This window comes from Rhodococcus sp. WAY2 (assembly GCF_009859915.1).
Lineage (GTDB): Bacteria > Actinomycetota > Actinomycetes > Mycobacteriales > Mycobacteriaceae > Rhodococcus_F > Rhodococcus_F oxybenzonivorans.
In genome coordinates, this window is record NZ_CP046572.1 from 5159081 (window position 1) to 5176690 (window position 17610).

Annotated in this window: 13 protein-coding genes; 6 read left to right on the top strand and 7 right to left on the bottom strand. The window is 64.6% G+C overall.

Annotated features, from left to right (window positions below):
• Nucleotides 1–53 precede the first annotated feature (53 nt).
• The 3 genes from GFS60_RS23240 to GFS60_RS23250 all read right to left on the bottom strand — a co-directional run bounded on the left by GFS60_RS23240 (nt 54) and on the right by GFS60_RS23250 (nt 4895).
• The gene (locus GFS60_RS23240) at nt 54–2516 is read right to left on the bottom strand and encodes a GcvT family protein (RefSeq protein ID WP_159924946.1); all 2463 of its coding nucleotides are present in this window, start codon (nt 2514–2516) and stop codon (nt 54–56) included.
• Between the two features lie 253 nt (nt 2517–2769).
• Nucleotides 2770–3258 carry a WhiB family transcriptional regulator gene (locus tag GFS60_RS40390; RefSeq protein WP_397516960.1) on the bottom strand — a complete coding sequence of 163 codons (489 nt, stop codon included), beginning with the start codon at nt 3256–3258 and terminating at the stop codon, nt 2770–2772.
• Between the two features lie 128 nt (nt 3259–3386).
• The gene (locus GFS60_RS23250; RefSeq protein ID WP_159927480.1) at nt 3387–4895 is read right to left on the bottom strand and encodes a BCCT family transporter; all 1509 of its coding nucleotides are present in this window, start codon (nt 4893–4895) and stop codon (nt 3387–3389) included.
• 792 nt (nt 4896–5687) lie between these two features.
• On the opposite strand from GFS60_RS23250, the gene GFS60_RS23255 reads away from it, so the two are divergent.
• Nucleotides 5688–6491, top strand: a complete 804-nt coding sequence (locus GFS60_RS23255) for an IclR family transcriptional regulator (protein ID WP_159924950.1) — start codon at nt 5688–5690, stop codon at nt 6489–6491.
• 45 nt (nt 6492–6536) lie between these two features.
• Here GFS60_RS23255 and GFS60_RS23260 read toward each other — a convergent pair whose 3' ends face one another.
• Nucleotides 6537–7394, bottom strand: a complete 858-nt coding sequence (locus tag GFS60_RS23260; protein WP_159924952.1) for a bifunctional methylenetetrahydrofolate dehydrogenase/methenyltetrahydrofolate cyclohydrolase — start codon at nt 7392–7394, stop codon at nt 6537–6539.
• A gap of 560 nt (nt 7395–7954) precedes the next feature.
• Here GFS60_RS23260 and GFS60_RS23265 point away from each other — a divergent pair.
• The 5 genes from GFS60_RS23265 (at nt 7955) to katG (ending at nt 13644) form a co-directional block, all read left to right on the top strand.
• Nucleotides 7955–8317: a bifunctional 3-phenylpropionate/cinnamic acid dioxygenase ferredoxin subunit gene (locus GFS60_RS23265; protein WP_109332655.1), complete on the top strand. Its 363-nt coding sequence runs from the start codon at nt 7955–7957 to the stop codon at nt 8315–8317.
• Nucleotides 8314–9477 (top strand): NAD(P)/FAD-dependent oxidoreductase, encoded by a 1164-nt coding sequence (locus GFS60_RS23270; RefSeq protein WP_159924953.1) that lies wholly within the window; start codon nt 8314–8316, stop codon nt 9475–9477. Before GFS60_RS23265 ends, GFS60_RS23270 begins: the two co-directional genes overlap by 4 nt.
• A 65-nt stretch (nt 9478–9542) precedes the next feature.
• Nucleotides 9543–10664 carry an aromatic ring-hydroxylating oxygenase subunit alpha gene (locus GFS60_RS23275; protein ID WP_159924954.1) on the top strand — a complete coding sequence of 374 codons (1122 nt, stop codon included), beginning with the start codon at nt 9543–9545 and terminating at the stop codon, nt 10662–10664.
• Nucleotides 10665–10918: 254 nt separating this feature from the next.
• Nucleotides 10919–11338, top strand: a complete 420-nt coding sequence (locus GFS60_RS23280; RefSeq protein ID WP_159927481.1) for a Fur family transcriptional regulator — start codon at nt 10919–10921, stop codon at nt 11336–11338.
• 47 nt (nt 11339–11385) lie between these two features.
• The gene (katG, locus tag GFS60_RS23285) at nt 11386–13644 is read left to right on the top strand and encodes a catalase/peroxidase HPI (RefSeq protein ID WP_159924955.1); all 2259 of its coding nucleotides are present in this window, start codon (nt 11386–11388) and stop codon (nt 13642–13644) included.
• 122 nt (nt 13645–13766) lie between these two features.
• Here the strand turns inward: katG and GFS60_RS23290 are convergent, their stop codons facing one another.
• From GFS60_RS23290 to GFS60_RS23300, 3 genes are all read right to left on the bottom strand, one after another.
• Entirely contained in the window at nt 13767–15392 is a 1626-nt protein-coding gene (locus tag GFS60_RS23290; protein ID WP_201453430.1) for a transposase, read from the bottom strand.
• A gap of 101 nt (nt 15393–15493) precedes the next feature.
• The gene (locus tag GFS60_RS23295; RefSeq protein ID WP_159924956.1) at nt 15494–16516 is read right to left on the bottom strand and encodes an agmatine deiminase family protein; all 1023 of its coding nucleotides are present in this window, start codon (nt 16514–16516) and stop codon (nt 15494–15496) included.
• Nucleotides 16516–17505, bottom strand: coding sequence for a nitrilase-related carbon-nitrogen hydrolase (locus tag GFS60_RS23300; protein ID WP_159924957.1), 990 nt, complete (start codon nt 17503–17505; stop codon nt 16516–16518). Before GFS60_RS23300 ends, GFS60_RS23295 begins: the two co-directional genes overlap by 1 nt.
• Between the last annotated feature and the right edge of the window lie 105 nt (nt 17506–17610).

Below are 17610 nucleotides of genomic sequence, written 5' to 3' on the forward strand. Positions count from 1 at the left end.
GACCGAGCGAGGGTGCCGGCCCCTGAGCAGCGAGCCGGCACCCCGACAGAGAACTACGACCGGATCTTCTTCATCTCGGGGTCGACGAGCGGTTCGGCCACGACGGTGGCGGGGATACGCCGACCGAAGTACTCGATCTCGACCGCGGTGTCGACCGTCGCGCCGGCGGGCAGCCACGCGTAGGCGATCGGCGCCCCGACGGTGTGGGCGAACGAAGCGCTGGTGACATAGCCTGCTGGCTTGCCGTCGACGAAAACGGGTTCGTGGCCCAGCACGACCGACGTGCGGTCATCGATCATCAAGCACGCCAGCCGCCGGGTCACGGTGTCATCGGAGACACCCTCGAGTGCGTCGCGGCCCACGAAGTCACCCTTCTGCGGGCGGACCGCGAAACCGAGACCGGCCTCATAGGGATTGTGCTCGGTGGTCATGTCGGAGCCCCACGAGCGGTAACCCTTCTCCATCCGCAGACTGTTGAACGCTGCACGGCCGGCGGCGATGACCTCGTACTTCTGCCCCTCCGCCCAGAGCACGTCCCACAAACGTTGCCCGTAGTCGGCCGAGGTGTACAGCTCCCAGCCGAGTTCACCGACATAGGACAGCCGCATCGCGGTGACCGGGATTCCGCCGATCCGGACCTGCTTGGAACGAAAGTATTTGAAGTTCTCGTTCGCGAAGTCGTCCCGGCTGATCGCCTGCACCAGATCCCGGGCACGAGGTCCCCACAGGCCGATGCAGCAGGTGCCGCCGGTGATGTCGCGGACCTGGACGGTACCGTCGTCGGGCGCCTGGCGGCGGAAGTAGTCGAGGTCGAGGTTGCCGTTTGCGCCGACCTGAAAAACGTTGTCGGACAAACGTGCAACGGTGAGATCGCTGCGCACCCCACCAGCGGCGTCGAGGGCGAGGGTGTAGGTGACGGACCCGATCGACTTGTCCATCTTGCTTGTGGTCAGGCGTTCGAGCAGGGCAAGGGCGCCGGGGCCGGAAATCTCGAGACGCTTGAGCGGTGTCATGTCGTACATCGCCACCGAGGTGCGGGTCTTCCACGCCTCAGCCGCGGCGATGGGGGAGTGGAACTTCGCCGCCCAGGACTCGCGGGCCGGCGGCTGCCACTCGGTGGGAAGCTGCTGGACCAGGTGGGCGTTTGCTTCGTACCAGTGCGGGCGCTCCCAGCCGGCGCCCTCCAGAAAGACTGCGCCGAGCTCTTTCTGCCGAGCGTGGAACGGGCTGACGCGTACGTCACGGGGTGAAATTTTGGGCTGTAGGGGATGCAGGACATCGTAGATTTCGACGAAGTTCTGCTGGGACGTCTCGCTGACGTAGTCGGGGTCGAGCTGAAACTCCTCGAAGCGGTGCACGTCGCAGCCGTGCAACTCGACCTCGGAGCGGCCGTCGACGAGCAGCTGCGCGACGGCCCGGCCGACACCGGCAGAATGCGTCACCCAGACTGCTTCGGCGATCCAGAATCCGGCGATGTCGGGGGACTCGCCGATGAGCGGTCCGCCGTCAGGGGTAAAGGAGAAGACCCCGTTGAATCCGTGCTCGATCTTCGCGGTCTCGAGGCAGGGAAGTAGCAGTTTGGACTGCTCCCACGACGGTGCGAAGTCCTCTTCCGTGAACGCCAGCATCGACGGCATGTCGGAGTCGGAAATCTCGTCGCTGTCGGTCAGCCCGCGGGTGTCTACCGGCATCGGACGGTGCGCGTAGGTGCCGATGCCGAGGCGGTCGACGTGCTCGCGAAAGTAGAGGTCCTGATCCTGGTGCCGCAGGATCGGGAAGCCCGCCTCGGCGAGTTCGGTGTTGCGACCGACCAATTCGGGAATCTGACCGGTTTTCGCGTACTGGTGCGCCAGGGGGAGCAATGGCACGTCCATGCCGATCAGCTCACCGACGTCGGGGCCCCAGAACCCGGCGCAGGACACGACGATGTCGGCAGGTACTACGCCGTGATTGGTGGTGACTCCGGTAACCTTGCCGCCGGAGTGCTCGATACCGATTACCTTCGTCGACCCCTGGAACGCCGCGCCGCGGGCTTCTGCCCGCCGGGCGAGCGCAACGACGACACGGGAGGCCTTGGCGAGTCCGTCGGTCTCGACGTACAAGCCGCCGAGGACCCGCTTCTCGTCGAGAAGCGGGTGGAGCTTCGCACACTCGGCAGGGTCGAGGATGCTGCCGTCGATACCCCAGGAGGTGGCCCAGCCCTGTTTACGGTGCAGGTCCGCGAGTCGCTCTTCGGTGGTGGCGACCTCGAGTCCACCGAGCTGGTTGAAGCACCATTCGCCGTCGACGTCCAGGCTCATGAACTTCTCGACGGTGTATCGAGCCAATTCAGTCATCGTCTTGGACGCGTTGGTCTGGAACACGAGGCCCGGTGCGTGCGACGTCGAGCCGCCGGTCAGTGGCAGCGGCCCCTGGTCGAGGACGGTGATCTTGTCCCAGCCCCGAGCTGTGAGCTCGTCGGCCAGGTTCGTGCCGACGATGCCGGCTCCGATGATCACTACGCGCGGTGAACCCATGATGGTCCTTCCTGGAGTGGTTGTGCGATCGCCTGCTCCCCGCGGATCGCCTCGGCATGCGCTGTCGCTGTGGGCCGACAGTCGATGTGCTCAGTGAGAACGGATGACCAGCAGCCGCGGGGCAAGTCGACAACTGATATATCAATCACAGTAGTGTGTGTCACAGGGGCGGTCAACCCCTGCCTTTGGGTGGTATCGCCAGACTTGCGGCTTGGGCGCATGAACCCCGGCCGGCGCGGAGGCCCGCCGGGATTCATGCGCGTTCCGCGGTCGGGGAGGCTGCGCTACCGACTGATGCACCGGTAGAAGTGGAGGTCATCATGGAAGTCGAGTGAAGCGATCGAATGAGCGGAGCTGTCGATTTCGGCGGTTGCTCCTGCCGATCGCATTGCAGAAAATGCAGGCTTCGAACCCTGATTTCCGTGCCGATCTCGGCGCTCTTACGGCGATCGGATTCCGACATCCCGCCCCACACCCCATACGGTTCCCTCGTGGTGAGTGCATAATCGCGACACCAATCAATGACCGGGCATGCGGCGCAGATGGCCTTTGCCGCTCGTTCTCGTTGGGCGCGCCGTGGCTTACTTTCCCCGCAGGGCGAGAAGAACACCTCCATGCCTTCCGACCGGCACCGTGCCTGTAGGCGCCAATCCGTTTCCTGCGGGGGTGCGGCGACTGTGGTGACGTTGTGCAAGGACATTCGGCTCCGATGTAGTGCGCGGCAGAAGCGATGGGTAAGCATCCCTCCGACGTCGATGGCGTGGCGCTCAGGCGACCTGGATGCGAGGTATGAATTCGAGCGCCGAGCCAATCGTCAAGGCCCGGCCTTTATCCGGTGGATTCAGGGCGGGCCTCTGACGTTGTGCTGGCCTATCTGTGCGGGGTGCCCACCCGCCGCGGCTTCCGAAGGTCTGTGATCAGTGGATCTCGGGTGATGTCGCGATACAGCGACACACACATGCCGATCATCACCACTGCGAACGGAGCGGCGACGATGATCGTCATCGTCTGCAGGCCGTTCAGTGCGTCCGATCCGCCGGTCCACAACATCAGCATGGCAACGCCTCCAGTGGCAACACCCCAGAACGCGACGGTCGAGCGGGTCGGTTCCAGCGTTCCACGTTGGGACAGTGTTCCCATGACTACCGAAGCAGCGTCCGCGCCCGAGACGAAGAAGATTGCGACTAGCGCCATCACGAGAAGTGACGATGCGCCAGCAAGTGGCAGGTTGTCCAGCATGCCGAACAGTTGCGATTCCGGAGTGCCACGAGAGAACAGGTCGGTACCGTCACGCTGTTCGCCGATAGCAGCCCCACCGAACACTGCGAACCATACAAGGCTCACGGAACTCGGGATCAGGATTACTCCGACTACGAACTGGCGAATGGTCCGGCCTCGGCTTATCCGAGCCAGGAACATACCGACGAACGGGGTCCACGAGATCCACCATGCCCAATAGAAGATGGTCCAGGAGGAGAGCCACGTTTCGGTCGCCGCATCGCCGGATGCAGCCGAGCGCGCCGACATGCTGGCAATCTGGGAGGCGTAGTCGCCCAACGTGGTGGGCAACAGATTCAAGATGAACACGGTGGGGCCGGCGACGAATACGAAGACGGCTAGAAGAAGTGCAAGCACCATGTTGATGTTCGAAAGCCACTGAATACCGCGAGAAATTCCGGAAACGGCCGAGGCCACGAAGGCAAGGGTGAGTATAGCCACGATCGCGATGACAAGGAGAGTCCCGGCCTCGCCAATCCACCCGAGAACCTCTACGCCGGAGCCGATTTGGAGTGCTCCGAGGCCAAGTGAAGCGGCAGTGCCGAACATTGTGGCGAAGATGGCCAAGATGTCGATGACCTTGCCGATCGGCCCCTCGGCGCGGCGGCCGATCAGCGGAATGAAGGACGAGCTGATGAGCTGCTTGCGCCCCATCCGGTAGGTGCCGTAGGCGATCGACAGACCAACCACTGCATACATCGACCACGGGTGTAGTCCCCAATGGAACAGCGCGGTCGCCATCGCGGTTCCCACCGTGGAATCGGTGATTCCAGGTGGCGGCTGGACGAAATGAGTCAGCGGTTCCGTCACGCCCCAAAAAATCAGACCGATTCCCATGCCGGCGCTGAACATCATCGCAACCCAGCTGACGGTCTTGAACTCTGGCTTCTCCCCATCCTTGCCGAGGGTGATTCGCCCGTACCGGCTCAGCGCCAGCCACAGCGCGAACAAGACGAATCCTGTGGCGGAGACGACGAATAGCCAGCCAAGGTTAGTCACCACCCAGTCCAGAATCGACGACATCGTGTTCGTCAAGGTCGCCGGCCATAGCAGTCCCCACCCCAGGATCGCCCCCACGATGGCGGTTGTAATCCCGAACACCACGCGGTCGGTCTTCTTCTCGGGTGCGACGCCCTCCGCCTCGTCGACGGCGCGAGGATCGGTGGCCCCGTCGACGGCGCGAGGATCGGGGGCCAAGTCGTCCGCGCGGGGGGTGGTGGCCCCGTCGACGGGGCGGGGGTCGACTACCTCGCAGCGGCGTGATTGGTGGGGGGTCGCTTCCGTATCCGCATCGAGTGAGTTGCCATTTGTTGTCACATCGGTCTCCCTGCAGCACATCGCTGAGTAGGTTTGTGAACGGAGTCCGGACTGCCCGGTGCGAGGCGTCCCGGTCCCGAATTGTGTTGCTTATAGCGCAACGACGTTTTCTATGGGGAACAACACTGCGGCCAACTGTGATCTATGTCAAGTCCGGCGACCAAAATGACATAAATCACTAATTTGCGAATTCACGCTCTCTGCGAGAAGTTGACACCTGCTGGCCAGAGCATGGGCGAGGTCGATTCCTCACGTACTCCGCTCCCTGAAGGTCGTTGGCACGGTCTCGTTCGCTGGTTCGTAGGACCGCGAACGAGCTATGCGTAGGCCATGGACATGCCGAGCCTCGCTTGTGTCGACGCCGATTGATATATTAGTACTTAGCAAGTTGGTACGACAGGTGTCCGGATCGGCCCAGGAGGCGGCGGGCATCCGTGGAGAGCGTCGGCCAGAATGTCGACTCGGTCGACACGCTGATCGGGGTGGGTCACCACACTGATCGGTGAACCCACGAGGGGTCTATGCCCGACACCAGGGCGTCCGTCAGCACCAAGAGAACTTTCGTATAGTTGCTTCATGACCAACAGCAACGGAGCGCGGGCTACTGACGGCGGTGTCCAGTCGGTAGACCGGGCATTTCAAGTGCTGGAGGTTCTCGCCCGCAATGGTGAGGTCGGGGTCAGTGCGATCGCCGCGGAAATCGGGGTGCACAAGTCCACGGTGTCCCGTCTGCTGGCTTCGCTGGAAGAGCACGAAATGGTTGTGCAAACCTACGACCGGGGAAAATACCGCCTGAGCTTAGGCATCCTGCGCCTCGCCGCGTCTGTTCCCGAACGGCTCGAGATAACGGAGCAGGGCCACGCCGTATGCGAGCGACTCGCCGCGAAACTGGGCGAAACCGTGAACGTCGCCGTTCTACGTTCCCGCTATGCCATCCACCTCGACCAGGTACGAGGGCCCGCCTCCGTGGGCACACAGAATTGGATCGGCGAGCCGACACCGGTGCACGCGACGGCAAGCGGAAAAATACTCCTTGCCCACTTGGACGTGCACCAACGGCATGAAGTCCTGGGCGCAACGGTGCTCGAGCGGTTTACCGAGGACACCATCACGTCGGTCGAGGCGCTCGACGAGGAACTGGACGCGGCCAGGAGTCTCGGCTACGCCGTAGTCGTCGAAGAGTACGAGAAAGGGCTGAATGCCATCGCGGCGCCGGTCCGGGGCTACGACGGCAGAATCGCGGCCGCGCTGAGCGTCTCCGGGCCTGTGTACCGCTTCACCGAGGCCCGGATGCGCCTCGTGGTGCCGGATGTCATCGCGGCGGCCGCCGAGATCAGCGAACGGATGGGCTTCCGGCAATCCGTCACGCCCAGCGCCTGAACTCGCTCGATCTGACACTGCCTCGGAGCGGAGAGCCACCACGCGTCAGCCCGGTCCGATGCCCTCTGCCATCTCGACGACGTTCGTGAGCAGCATCGCCCGCGTCATCGGACCGACACCGCCTGTTGCCCCGCTGAGCTTTCCTGCGACGCGGTCGACCGAGGGATGCACATCGCCCAGAATTCCCTCCACCGTGCGGGTGATACCCACCGACAACACAGTGGCACCTGCGCGGATCCAGTCCGGTTGCACCAGGTTGGCAACTCCCGCCGCAGCAATCACGACGTCGGCATCGCGCGTGTGAGTAGCCGTGTCGACCGTCGCTTCATGGCACAGGGTCACCGTGGCATGTTCGCTGCGGCGGGTCAGCATCAGCCCGAGTGGCCTACCAACAGTTACACCACACCCGATGACGCAGAACCGAGCGCCGGTGATCGGGACATCATGATGACGAAGTAATTCGATGATGCCGCGGGGGGTGCACGGCAACGGTCCCGGCATCCCGAGCACCAGACGCCCGAGATTCGTCGGGTGCAACCCGTCCGCATCCTTTGGGGGATCGATCAACGCAAGGATCCGGTGGGTGTCGATGTGCTTCGGCAACGGCAGTTGAACGATGAAGCCGGTGCACGAATTGTCCGCGTTCAGCCGCAGGACGGCCGCCTCGATATCTTCCTGTGCAGCGGTCGCCGGCAGGCGAACCTCGAGGGAATTCAATCCGATGCTTCGGCAGTCGCGGTGCTTCGCGGCGACGTAGGCATGGCTGCCGGGGTCGTCGCCGACGAGAATGGTTCCCAAGCCAGGCCGGATTCCCTGCAATTGCAGCACTGCGATCCGGTCGGCCAGGTTGTCCTTGATCTGCGCGCTGACGGCCTTGCCGTCGAGCAGTGTCGCAGTTGCCACGGAATATGCCTTTCTGGGTGACGAATAGGTGAAATGGACCAGTGCGGCGAGTTGTCGGTCGTACACGAAACGCCTGACCCGATTGGCGACTGAAGTCGCGTGGGGTGCGGTGGTCGCTCTCGAGGGGCGCGAAGACCAAGAGATACGTCGTCGGACCGGGAGGGGTCGTCGCAATAACAGATGGATTACCCTGACGACAATTGATATATCAGACGCAGAATAGCTTAGACCGGCTGAACCGGCGGGTCAACGCCCCTGCGGGGCAGTTCGTGGGGACTCATGAGTCGCCCAGCTTGCATCGGTCGCGGATCGCCTCCCGGCGGACGCAAAGGCGTGCCGACGTTGCGGGCGGCCGACAACGTGGAGTCCCCGCTATTCATGGTGTGACTAGGAGTTCAGTGAAAATTCCCGTGTCCTTGTTCCCTTGCGGTTGCTGAGGAGTTGCGAGCATCCATCAGTTCGGCGGGACGCGCAGCTCCTCTTGACACTGCGCTATGACCATTGTCACACTGTTGCGTAACGCAGGACTTGTTTCGCATCGCGCTACAGAGAGGCATCTTATGCTCGAGGTCTGTCCGCTAGCCTCCTTACCTCGCGGTGACGCACGCCGCGTCGACACCTCCCCCCCGATCGCCGTGTTTCACACCGACGATGGTGAGGTGTTCGCAATAGACGACACTTGCTCGCACCAGGACGCCTCGTTGGCAGACGGCTGGCTCGAGGGATGCGAGGTCGAGTGCCCACTGCATGCGTCGAAGTTCAACCTTCGAAGCGGGGCGGTCGATGCGCCACCCGCGAAGCTACCCGTGCGAACTCATGAGGTCCTGATCAAGGACGAGGTGATCTACGTGGAGGTCAGCACCGAAGCGCCGAACCTGCCGCCCGATATTCGTAGCCGCCTCAACGCGGAGGGGAACGCATGAAAAGTATCGCCGTCATCGGGGCATCCCTCTCCGGTCTCAGTGCCGCGCGTGCCCTGCGCGCACAGGGTTTCGAAGGTGAGCTGAACATTGTCGGAGCGGAGCGCAACCGGCCTTACGACCGGCCGCCGCTGTCGAAGGAGTATCTGGCCGGAGACATCGACGAAACCTGCCTCACGTTGGAACCGGAAGGGGAAGACCTTCAGGCGAATTGGATGCTCGGACTGTCTGCAACAAACCTCGATGCCGGCACCCGCAGCGTCACGCTCAGTGACGGTTCACAGCTGGCCGCCGACGGCTTCGTCCTCGCCACCGGTTCACGTGCGAGGGCGTGGCCGGACACCGAGCATCTAGCCGGCGTCCATGTCCTACGCACAATCGACGACGCAGACCGGCTGCGCGCAGAACTCGTCCCCGGCGCCACACTGGTAGTCATCGGCGCCGGCTTCATCGGCGCCGAGGTCGCCTCCACAGCGCGCAAGCTGGGACTGGACGTCACAGTCGTCGAGGCTGCCCCTTCACCGCTCATCGGCGCACTCGGTCCGCAACTGGGATCCGCCGTCGCCCGTCTCCACGGCGACAACGGCACCAGGTTGCACTGCGGAGTCGGCGTCGCGGGGTTGACCGGTGCACACCGTGTGACCGGCGTCGATCTTGTCGACGGCCGTCACCTGCCCGCCGACGTCGTCGTCGTGGGCATCGGCGGGATCCCGAACACCGAATGGCTCGCAGGGAGCGGCATCGAACTCGGTAACGGCGTGCTGTGCGACCGCGGCGGCACCACCTCGATCCCAGGCGTTGTTGCAGTCGGCGACTGTGCAGCCTGGATGGACACATCCGGCGCCCACCGCCGCGTCGAGCACTGGACCGGCGCCTCGGAACGCCCGGCGATCGCAGTGTCGTCCCTCCTCTCGGGTGAGTATCAGGGTCAGCAGGTCAAGCCACCGTACTTCTGGTCCGATCAGTACGGTTCGCGTATCCAATTCGCTGGAATCGCCGGGCCCGACACCGAATTCACCATCGAAGAGGGAAGCTTGGAAGCAGGAAGCTTCCTCGCCGTCTACCGCCGAGACGGGCAACCCGTTGCAGTCCTCGGCGTCGACCAGGTCCGCCTGTTCACCCGCTGGCGCCGCCAACTCTGCGCGCTGCCGGCACCGCTCTGAACCTTCTTGTAGACCTTCTTCCAGCCCGCAGATCCACGAGATCAACCACTAAGGGAGACCCCACAGTGACAACCACGCACCTGCCCGAGAGTCTCATCTCCACGCTCCCGGGAACCTATTACACCGACAGCGACATCTTCACGCTCGAACAAGAGAAGGTCTTCGAGCAGATGTGGTTCTGCGCTGTACGGTCGGGTGATCTCGACAAGCCCGGGGCTTTCAAGACCGTTCAGGTCGGTCGTGAAAGCGTCATCGTGACACGATCCAGGACCGGCGAGATCCGTGCCTTCCTCAACATCTGCGCCCACCGCGGCGCCCGACTGTGCATGGAAGAGAGCGGAGAGGTCAAGAGGTCTTTCCAGTGCCCGTACCACGCATGGACGTACGACCTCGAAGGCAAGCTTGTCGCGGCGCCCAACCTGACCAAGATGCCCGACATCGACCGTGTCGAGTACGGACTGAAGAAGGTGGCAGTGCAGGAATGGCTCGGCTACGTCTGGCTCAATCTCGCCGACGAGCCCGAGTCGTTCGATCGGACAGTCATTCAGGACATTCGAGACCGACTCGGCGACGTGGAATCGATCGATCGATACAAGATCGCTGACTTGGATCTCGGCCGTCGCATCGTCTACGACGTGAAGGCCAATTGGAAGCTCATCATCGAGAACTTCATGGAGTGCTACCACTGCGCGACGATCCACCCGGAACTGACCGAGGTTCTGCCGGAATTTGCCGACGGCTATGCGGCGCAGTACTACGTCGGGCACGGTGCCGAGTTCGGTGAGGATGTCGAAGGGTTCACCGTCGACGGCTCAGCCGGTCACGACGTCATCCCCGGTATCGCCCCGGAGCAGGACCGGCGCTACTACGCGATCACCGTGCGACCGACGGTGTTCGTCAATCTCGTCCCCGATCACGTCATCGTCCACCGAATGTTCCCACTGGCGGCCGACCACACCATCGTCGAATGCGACTGGCTGTACCTGCCCGACGTGATCGCGAGCGGAAAGGACCTCGACCGCTCCGTGGAACTGTTCCATCGGGTCAACCAGCAGGACTTCGACGCGTGCGAGCGGTGCCAGCCCGCGATGGCCTCGCGCCGCTACCGCGACGGTGGTGTGCTCGTGCCCAGCGAGCACCACATCGGCGAGTTCCATGACTGGCTGAAGGAAAAGATCGCTCACTGATTGCCTCGCAACGCTGACCGCTCCACGGATCGAGAGATCCGTGGAGCGGGCACTCGGCTGCGATACTGCACCTTCGGGTACCGCAGCCCGCCGTTGCTGGTCCGTCACGCGGCACTATGCCAAATCCGATGCAGCTGAGGGTTCTTCGTGATCAGAACGGATGCGGCACCACGTCGTTGTCCTGCCTGGCATCCGAGTTGCATGAATTGCCAGATATTTTCGCAAAGTCTTGACTCGTTCCAGATTGGTAGGTCATAGTGTACGCAGAGCAATTGCGTGCGGCCGAGCTGCGTGTGACGCGTCCTCGAGTGGCAGTGCTGGAGGCAGTGCAAAAAAATCCACACGCCGATACGGAGACGATCCTCGGAGAAGTGCGTGCAGTGCTTCCCGGTGTGTCTCAGCAGGCGGTGTACGGCATTTTGCACACGGCGACTGCTGCCGGTTTAGTGCGCAAGATCCAGCCGGCGGGTTTGGTCGCTCGCTACGAGACGCGGGTCGGTGACAACCACCATCACGTGGTCTGCCGGTCCTGCGCAGCCATCGCGGACGTCGATTGCGCTGTCGGTGAGTCACCGTGCCTGCCCGCTGTCCACGACAACGGATTCCATGTCGACGAGGCGGAGGTCATCTTCTGGGGCCTGTGCGCCAACTGCTCGACATCGCTCACCTCGTAGCGCTCATTCATCAACAGCCCGAATTATCCCCTTTTGGAAGGAAAGCCGTGTCTGACACCACCCGGACTCTCGCAGAAGAGCACCCGCCCATCGCCGAGGCCCAAACGGAACCTGCGGAGAGCGGCGGCTGCCCCGTCGCGCACGGTCGGCTCGAGCATCCGACTCGGGGCGGCGGTAACCGTGACTGGTGGCCGAACCAGCTCAACCTGAAGATCCTGCAGAAGAACCCCGCCGTGCGGAATCCCATGGACGAGGACTTCGACTACACCCGGGAACTCGAGAACCTGGACTTCGAGGCCCTGAAACGGGACATCGAGGAGGTTATGACGACCTCGCAGGACTGGTGGCCCGCCGACTACGGCCACTACGGTCCGCTGTTCGTCCGGATGGCGTGGCACGCCGCGGGGACCTACCGCGTTACCGACGGCCGCGGTGGTGCCGGCGCCGGGATGCAGCGCTTCGCGCCGCTGAACAGCTGGCCCGACAACGCCAACCTCGACAAGGCACGGCACCTGCTGTGGCCGGTGAAGAAGAAGTACGGCAAGACCATCTCGTGGGCCGACCTGATCGTCTTCGCCGGCAACTGCGCACTCGAGTCGATGGGCTTCGAGACTTTCGGCTTCGGCGCGGGCCGGGTGGATCAGTGGGAGCCCGAGGAAGACGTCTACTGGGGCCCGGAACTCACCTGGCTCGGCGACGAGCGTTACACCGGTGACCGGAACCTCGAAAAGCCGCTCGGTGCGGTCCAGATGGGTCTGATCTACGTCAATCCCGAAGGCCCGAACGGCAACCCGGATCCCGTCGCAGCATCACGGGACATCCGCGAGACGTTCGCGCGGATGGCGATGAACGATGTCGAAACCGCTGCACTGATCGTCGGCGGACACACCTTCGGCAAGACCCACGGCGCCGGACCGGCCGATCTGGTCGGGCCCGAGCCCGAGGCTGCTCCGCTCGAGGAACAGGGTCTGGGCTGGAAGAGCGCCTTCGGCACGGGTAAGGGTGGCGACACCATCACCAGTGGTCTCGAGGGTGCCTGGACGCCGACCCCGCGGACGTGGGACAACAGTTTCCTCGAAACCCTGTACGGGTACGAGTGGGAGCTGTCCACGAGTCCCGCCGGTGCGTGGCAGTGGATCCCGAAGGACGGCGCCGGTGCGGGCACCGTGCCCGATGCGCACGATGCGTCGAAGACTCATGTGCCGGTGATGCTGACGACGGACCTGGCGCTGCGAATCGACCCGGCTTACGAGAAGATCACCCGCAACTGGCTGGAGAACCCGGGTCAGCTCGCCGACGACTTCGCCAAGGCGTGGTACAAGCTGACGCACCGTGATATGGGCCCGATCGTCCGTTACCTTGGCCCGCTCGTGCCGGACGAGACCCTGCTGTGGCAGGACCCCATCCCCGCGGTCACTCACGAGCTCGTCGATGCCGACGACATCGCGTCGCTGAAGAGTCAGATCCTCGAGTCGGGACTGACTGTTGCCGAGTTGGTCTCGACCGCGTGGGCGTCGGCCTCCTCGTTCCGGGGCAGCGACAAGCGCGGCGGCGCCAACGGCGGCCGTATCCGTCTCGAGCCGCAGGCGAGCTGGGAGGTCAACAACCCGGCCGAGCTCGCCCAGGTGGTGAAGACCCTCGAGGGAATTCAGGAGTCCTTTAATACCGCCCAGACCGGAAACAAGCGGGTCTCGTTTGCCGACCTCGTCGTGCTCGGTGGCGTTGCTGCCGTCGAACGGGCTGCGAAGGATGCCGGACACGATGTCGAGGTGCCGTTCACTGGCGGTCGCACCGATGCCACACAGGAACAGACCGATGTGGAGTCGTTCGCTGCGCTCGAGCCGACTGCGGATGGTTTCCGCAACTACCTCGGCGAGGGCAACCGTCTGCCGGCGGAATTCCTGTTGGTCGACAAGGCCAACCTGCTGACGTTGACCCCTCCCGAGATGACGGTTCTCGTCGGGGGCCTGCGGGTGCTCGGCGCGAACTACAACACCAGGTCGGAAGCGGGCGTCTTCACGTCGAAGCCGGGGACGCTGACCAACGATTTCTTCGCGAACCTGATCGACCTCGGCACGACATGGGCGCCGAGGTCCACGGACTCGGAGATCTACGAGGGCCGCGACCGCGTCACCGGGGAGGTGAAGTGGACCGGAACCCGCGTCGACCTCGTGTTCGGCTCGAACTCCGAGCTGCGTGCTCTCGCGGAGGTGTATGCCTCCGATGACGCAAAGCAGAAGTTCGTGCGGGACTTCGTGTCCGCGTGGGACAAGGTGATGAACCTCGACCGGTTCGAGCTCGCCTAACCTGGCGGCTCCGCCACCCGTGAGTACTTGTTAACCGCCCGGGGGCTGTTGCGAAATGTGTGACCGCGCTGGCGGGTGAGGGGGTGCCGCGGTGGGGGATCCCGCACCTTTGCGGCTCTCGGTCAGGTGGTGGCCGGGAGGGTGGTTCCGCCGGTGAGGTGGGTGAGGATCTTGCCGAGATTGTGGACGGCGGCGTGGAACGCCCATTCGCTGCGGGCCCGGTCGAGGCCGCGGCTGGTGAACCGGCGGAAGCCGAGGTTGTGTTTGCGGTAGGTGGCGATGCCGTCCTCGGTGCGTAGCCGATCGGCCATCGCCCGGATTGGATCCGGGTGCGGGTGCGGTGGTGCGGATCCAGCAATCGGATCGTCGGCCGCGGCGGCCTCGAGGTCCCGGCTCTTGCCGGTCGCGATCAACCGGTCCGGGCCGGGCGAGGTCAGGTTGCTCCGCGAGCAGTACCCGGCGTCGAAGAGCATCACCCCGATCAACTCCTCCGGTGTCGGGTCGGCGGGGTCCGGGCCGGTAGGGGGCGGGTCGGTGGGAAGTGTTCGGCCGCGACGGGTGGCGTCGATCAGTTGCGCGGCCTTGCCGACCTTGTCGACCAGGTCAGGGAAGTAGTCATAGTCCGCGGGGCTGGTCCCGACCCCGGTGGCCAGGATCACCCCGTCCTCGCTGGTGAACGCCTGACAGTTGTATCCCTGTAGCCACCCGCCGCCGCGCAGCGGCTGCAACCGCGAGTCCGGGTCGGTGATGTTGCGGCGCCGCTGCCCGGCGGCGGCGATGCGCTCGCGGTGTTTACACAGGGCGGTTTCGAGTTCGGTGCGCCGCCGCCGCACCAGATGATGCTCGTCGACCGGTTTCGGCACGAACCGGCCCCGACCGGCGGCGGGAGCATCCCGGAACCGGTCGAGCACACCCTGCTGCGCGGCGACCGCCTGCGCCAGCCGCCGCTCGGCGGCGGCGACCTCGGCCCCCACCGGCACCCGCCCCATCACCGTCTGACCCGCATCGAGCCTGCTCAGATAATCGTGGGCCTTACGGTCCCGGTCGGCATCCTGGTCCTGCTTTTCCGTCTCGAGCTGGGCCAACGCCTCCGCGATCCGCGCTGAGCGGGTCGCCGGATCGGCCAACTCCGCCGGCACCTGCCCCGGTCCCGGACCGTCGTTGCCGTAGAGGTCGTCCTCGGCGTCGTCGCACGCCGCGTGCGCGGCCGCCGCCGCCGCGGCGATCCGCGCGGCCTCCGCCTCGGCCGCTCGGCGGAGCCCGTCCTCGGTGCGGTTGGCGTCCTTCGAGGCGTTCGAGGCGATCTTCACCCCGTCCAACGCGATCGTTTCGAGTCGGCCCAGTCCCATCCGCGCGGCCAGGATCAGGACCTGCGTGAACAACTCCTCGCAGGCGGTGTGGTTGTCCTTGCGGAACCGCGAGATCGTCGCGTGATCGGGGGCGTCTCCGGCGCAGATCACCCGGTAGGACACCACCTCCGAGCAGGCCCGCTCGATCTGCCGGGACGAGCGCACTCCCCGCGACCACGCCCAGATCAGCAAGGTCACCAGCATGTCCGGGTCGTAGCCGGCCCGCCCCGCACCGCCGGTGCGGCGGTCGTGATGGAACGCCCGGGTATCGAGATGGGTGCCGACGATCTCGATCACCGTCCACACCGGATGGGTGGCCGGTAACCACTCCCGCATGTCCGGCGGCAACAGGAACTGCTGATCACGATCTACCGGTCGATATCCCTTGGCCACCAACACATTATCCAGGAAACCGCAGGTCACAGCATGTAGACACGCGGGCACCCCGACCCTCAATTTCGCAACAGCCCCCCCGCGGTTAACAAGTACTCACGGGTGCGTCAGCGCACCACGGGCTGGTGCTGCGTGATGCAGTGGATTCCGCCGCCGCGGGCGAAGAGGGGTCGTGCATCGACGGTCACCACGTCACGTCCGGGGTAGGCGGACGACAGGAGCGCGACGGCCTCCTCGTCGGCGGGATCGTCGAAACTGCAGGCGATCACTCCACCGTTGACGACGAGATGGTTGATGTAGCTGTAGTCGACGAATCCCTCGTTGTCGCGGAGCACCGTCGGCGCCGGCACCGGAATGATCTGCCAGGATTGGCCGCGGGCGTCCGTGGTCTGCTTCAGCAGGTCGATGACGGTCCTGCTGACCTCGAAGTCGGGGTGTTCCGGGTCGCGCTGATCGTGCACCAGGATGACGCCCGGAGACGGGATGGCGGCCACGATGTCGACGTGTCCGCGCGTGCCGAACGTGTCGGAGTCGCGGGTGAGTCCGCGGGGCAACCAGATGACGTTCGTGGCGCCGAGGGTGCGCGCGAGTTCGGCCTCGACATCGGCCTTGGAGAGTCCCGGATTGCGGCCGGGATCGAGTTGCACGGTCTCGGTGACCAACACGGTGCCGAGGCCGTCCACTTGAATTCCGCCGCCCTCGTTGACGAGCGTCGACTCGACGAGTTCGGCGCCGGACCGCTCGACCACCATCTTGCCGATCGTGGAATCGCGGTCCCACCGTGCCCAGTCCTGGCCGCCCCACCCGTTGAACACCCAGTCGACGCCTCCGAGCCTGCCGTCCTCGGACACCACGAAGGTGGGACCGATGTCGCGCATCCAGGCGTCGTTCAGCGGGGCCTCGACGACGTCGATGTGAGGGGAGAGGTATTCCCTCGCGACGGCCATCTCGTCCGGGTCGACCACGACGGTGACGGGTTCGAACCGGGCGATCGCGTGTGCCACCGCGGCCCAGGTGCTGCGGGCCTCGTGGTGGGCTGCGGGAGTGTCCCCGAGCGAGTATCCCTCGCTGGGAAAGGCCATCCAGGTGCGCTCGTGAGGTTCGCCCTCCGCGGGCATGCGCCAGCTCATCAGGCTTTCCCGAAGGGGGAGGCGTGATCGACGGGTTCGGTGAGGGCGCCGTAGGTGTCGGGTCGCCTCGTCGTGAGAAACGGGAACAGTGCGAGCCAGTCTTCTCGCTGCTGAAGGTCGAGATCGGCGACCAGGACGGCGGATTCGTCACGCGGTGCCTGAACGAGAATGCGGCCGTAGGGATCGGAGATGAACGACGACCCGTAGAAGGTGATGAGGCCTTCGTTGCCGTGGCGGTTGGGCACCACCATGAATGTGCCGTTCGCGATCCCGTTTCCGACGATCACCTGTTGCCACAGCGGCTGGGTGTCGAACTGGGGGAAGTCGGGTTCGGAGCCGATGGCGGTGGGGTACACCAGAACTTCGGCGCCACCGAGCGAATACGCGCGAGCAACCTCGGGGAACCACTCGTCCCAGCAGGTCGGCATGCCGAGTTTCACACCGTCGAGGGCAGTGTGCACCGGGTATGGATCGGTGGCCGGTCCGCCGCGGAAGTAGGTGTCCTCGTAGTAGCCGGCGGTCACCGGAATGTGCAGTTTGCGGGTGCGTGCCAGCAGTCGGCCGGACGGGGACACGAGGATGGCCGTGTTGAACCCGAGGCCGTCGTCGTACTGGTCGCCGCTCTCGCGGTCGTCGCGCTCGTAGAGCGAGGCATGGACGGGGATACCGTGTTCGGCCGCCGCCTTGGCCGCGAAGGTGAATGTCGGGCCGGTGAGGAGGACTTCCGCCTGGCGGCCGGGGTTGTCACCGCCTTCCACGAATGCGGGATAGCGGCTCAGCGTCAGCTCGGGCAGGAAGACGACCTGAGCTCCGAGTCGAGCCGCCGCGGCGATTCCTTCGTCGAGTTCGGCGCGGAGGTCCTGCTCGTCCTCGTGCCACCGGTGCTGCACCAGCCCGACGCGGAGCAGGGGGCGTTCGGTCGTCCGCGCTCCCGTGATCGGCGTCCTGGAAAGGGGCGCGGGAGGGGTCGGTGCGGTGATCGTCAACATTGTGGTCCTCGGATGTCCGGTTCGGCGACTGCCTAAAACGAATTGGATTCGTTAAGTATGGTGGGTGAGTGCTCGACGATCAAGGGGTGGGACGTGTCGAATTCG

Excerpts from the sequence above, each read along its gene's own strand:
- GFS60_RS23300 (WP_159924957.1), bottom strand. The coding sequence starts at position 17,505 with ATGTTGACGATCACCGCACCGACCCCTCCCGCGCCCCTTTCCAGGACG.
- GFS60_RS23240 (WP_159924946.1), bottom strand. The coding sequence starts at position 2,516 with ATGGGTTCACCGCGCGTAGTGATCATCGGAGCCGGCATCGTCGGCACG.
- GFS60_RS23295 (WP_159924956.1), bottom strand. The coding sequence starts at position 16,516 with ATGAGCTGGCGCATGCCCGCGGAGGGCGAACCTCACGAGCGCACCTGG.
- GFS60_RS23255 (WP_159924950.1), top strand. The coding sequence starts at position 5,688 with ATGACCAACAGCAACGGAGCGCGGGCTACTGACGGCGGTGTCCAGTCG.
- GFS60_RS23270 (WP_159924953.1), top strand. The coding sequence starts at position 8,314 with ATGAAAAGTATCGCCGTCATCGGGGCATCCCTCTCCGGTCTCAGTGCC.
- GFS60_RS23265 (WP_109332655.1), top strand. The coding sequence starts at position 7,955 with ATGCTCGAGGTCTGTCCGCTAGCCTCCTTACCTCGCGGTGACGCACGC.
- GFS60_RS40390 (WP_397516960.1), bottom strand. The coding sequence starts at position 3,258 with ATGCTTACCCATCGCTTCTGCCGCGCACTACATCGGAGCCGAATGTCC.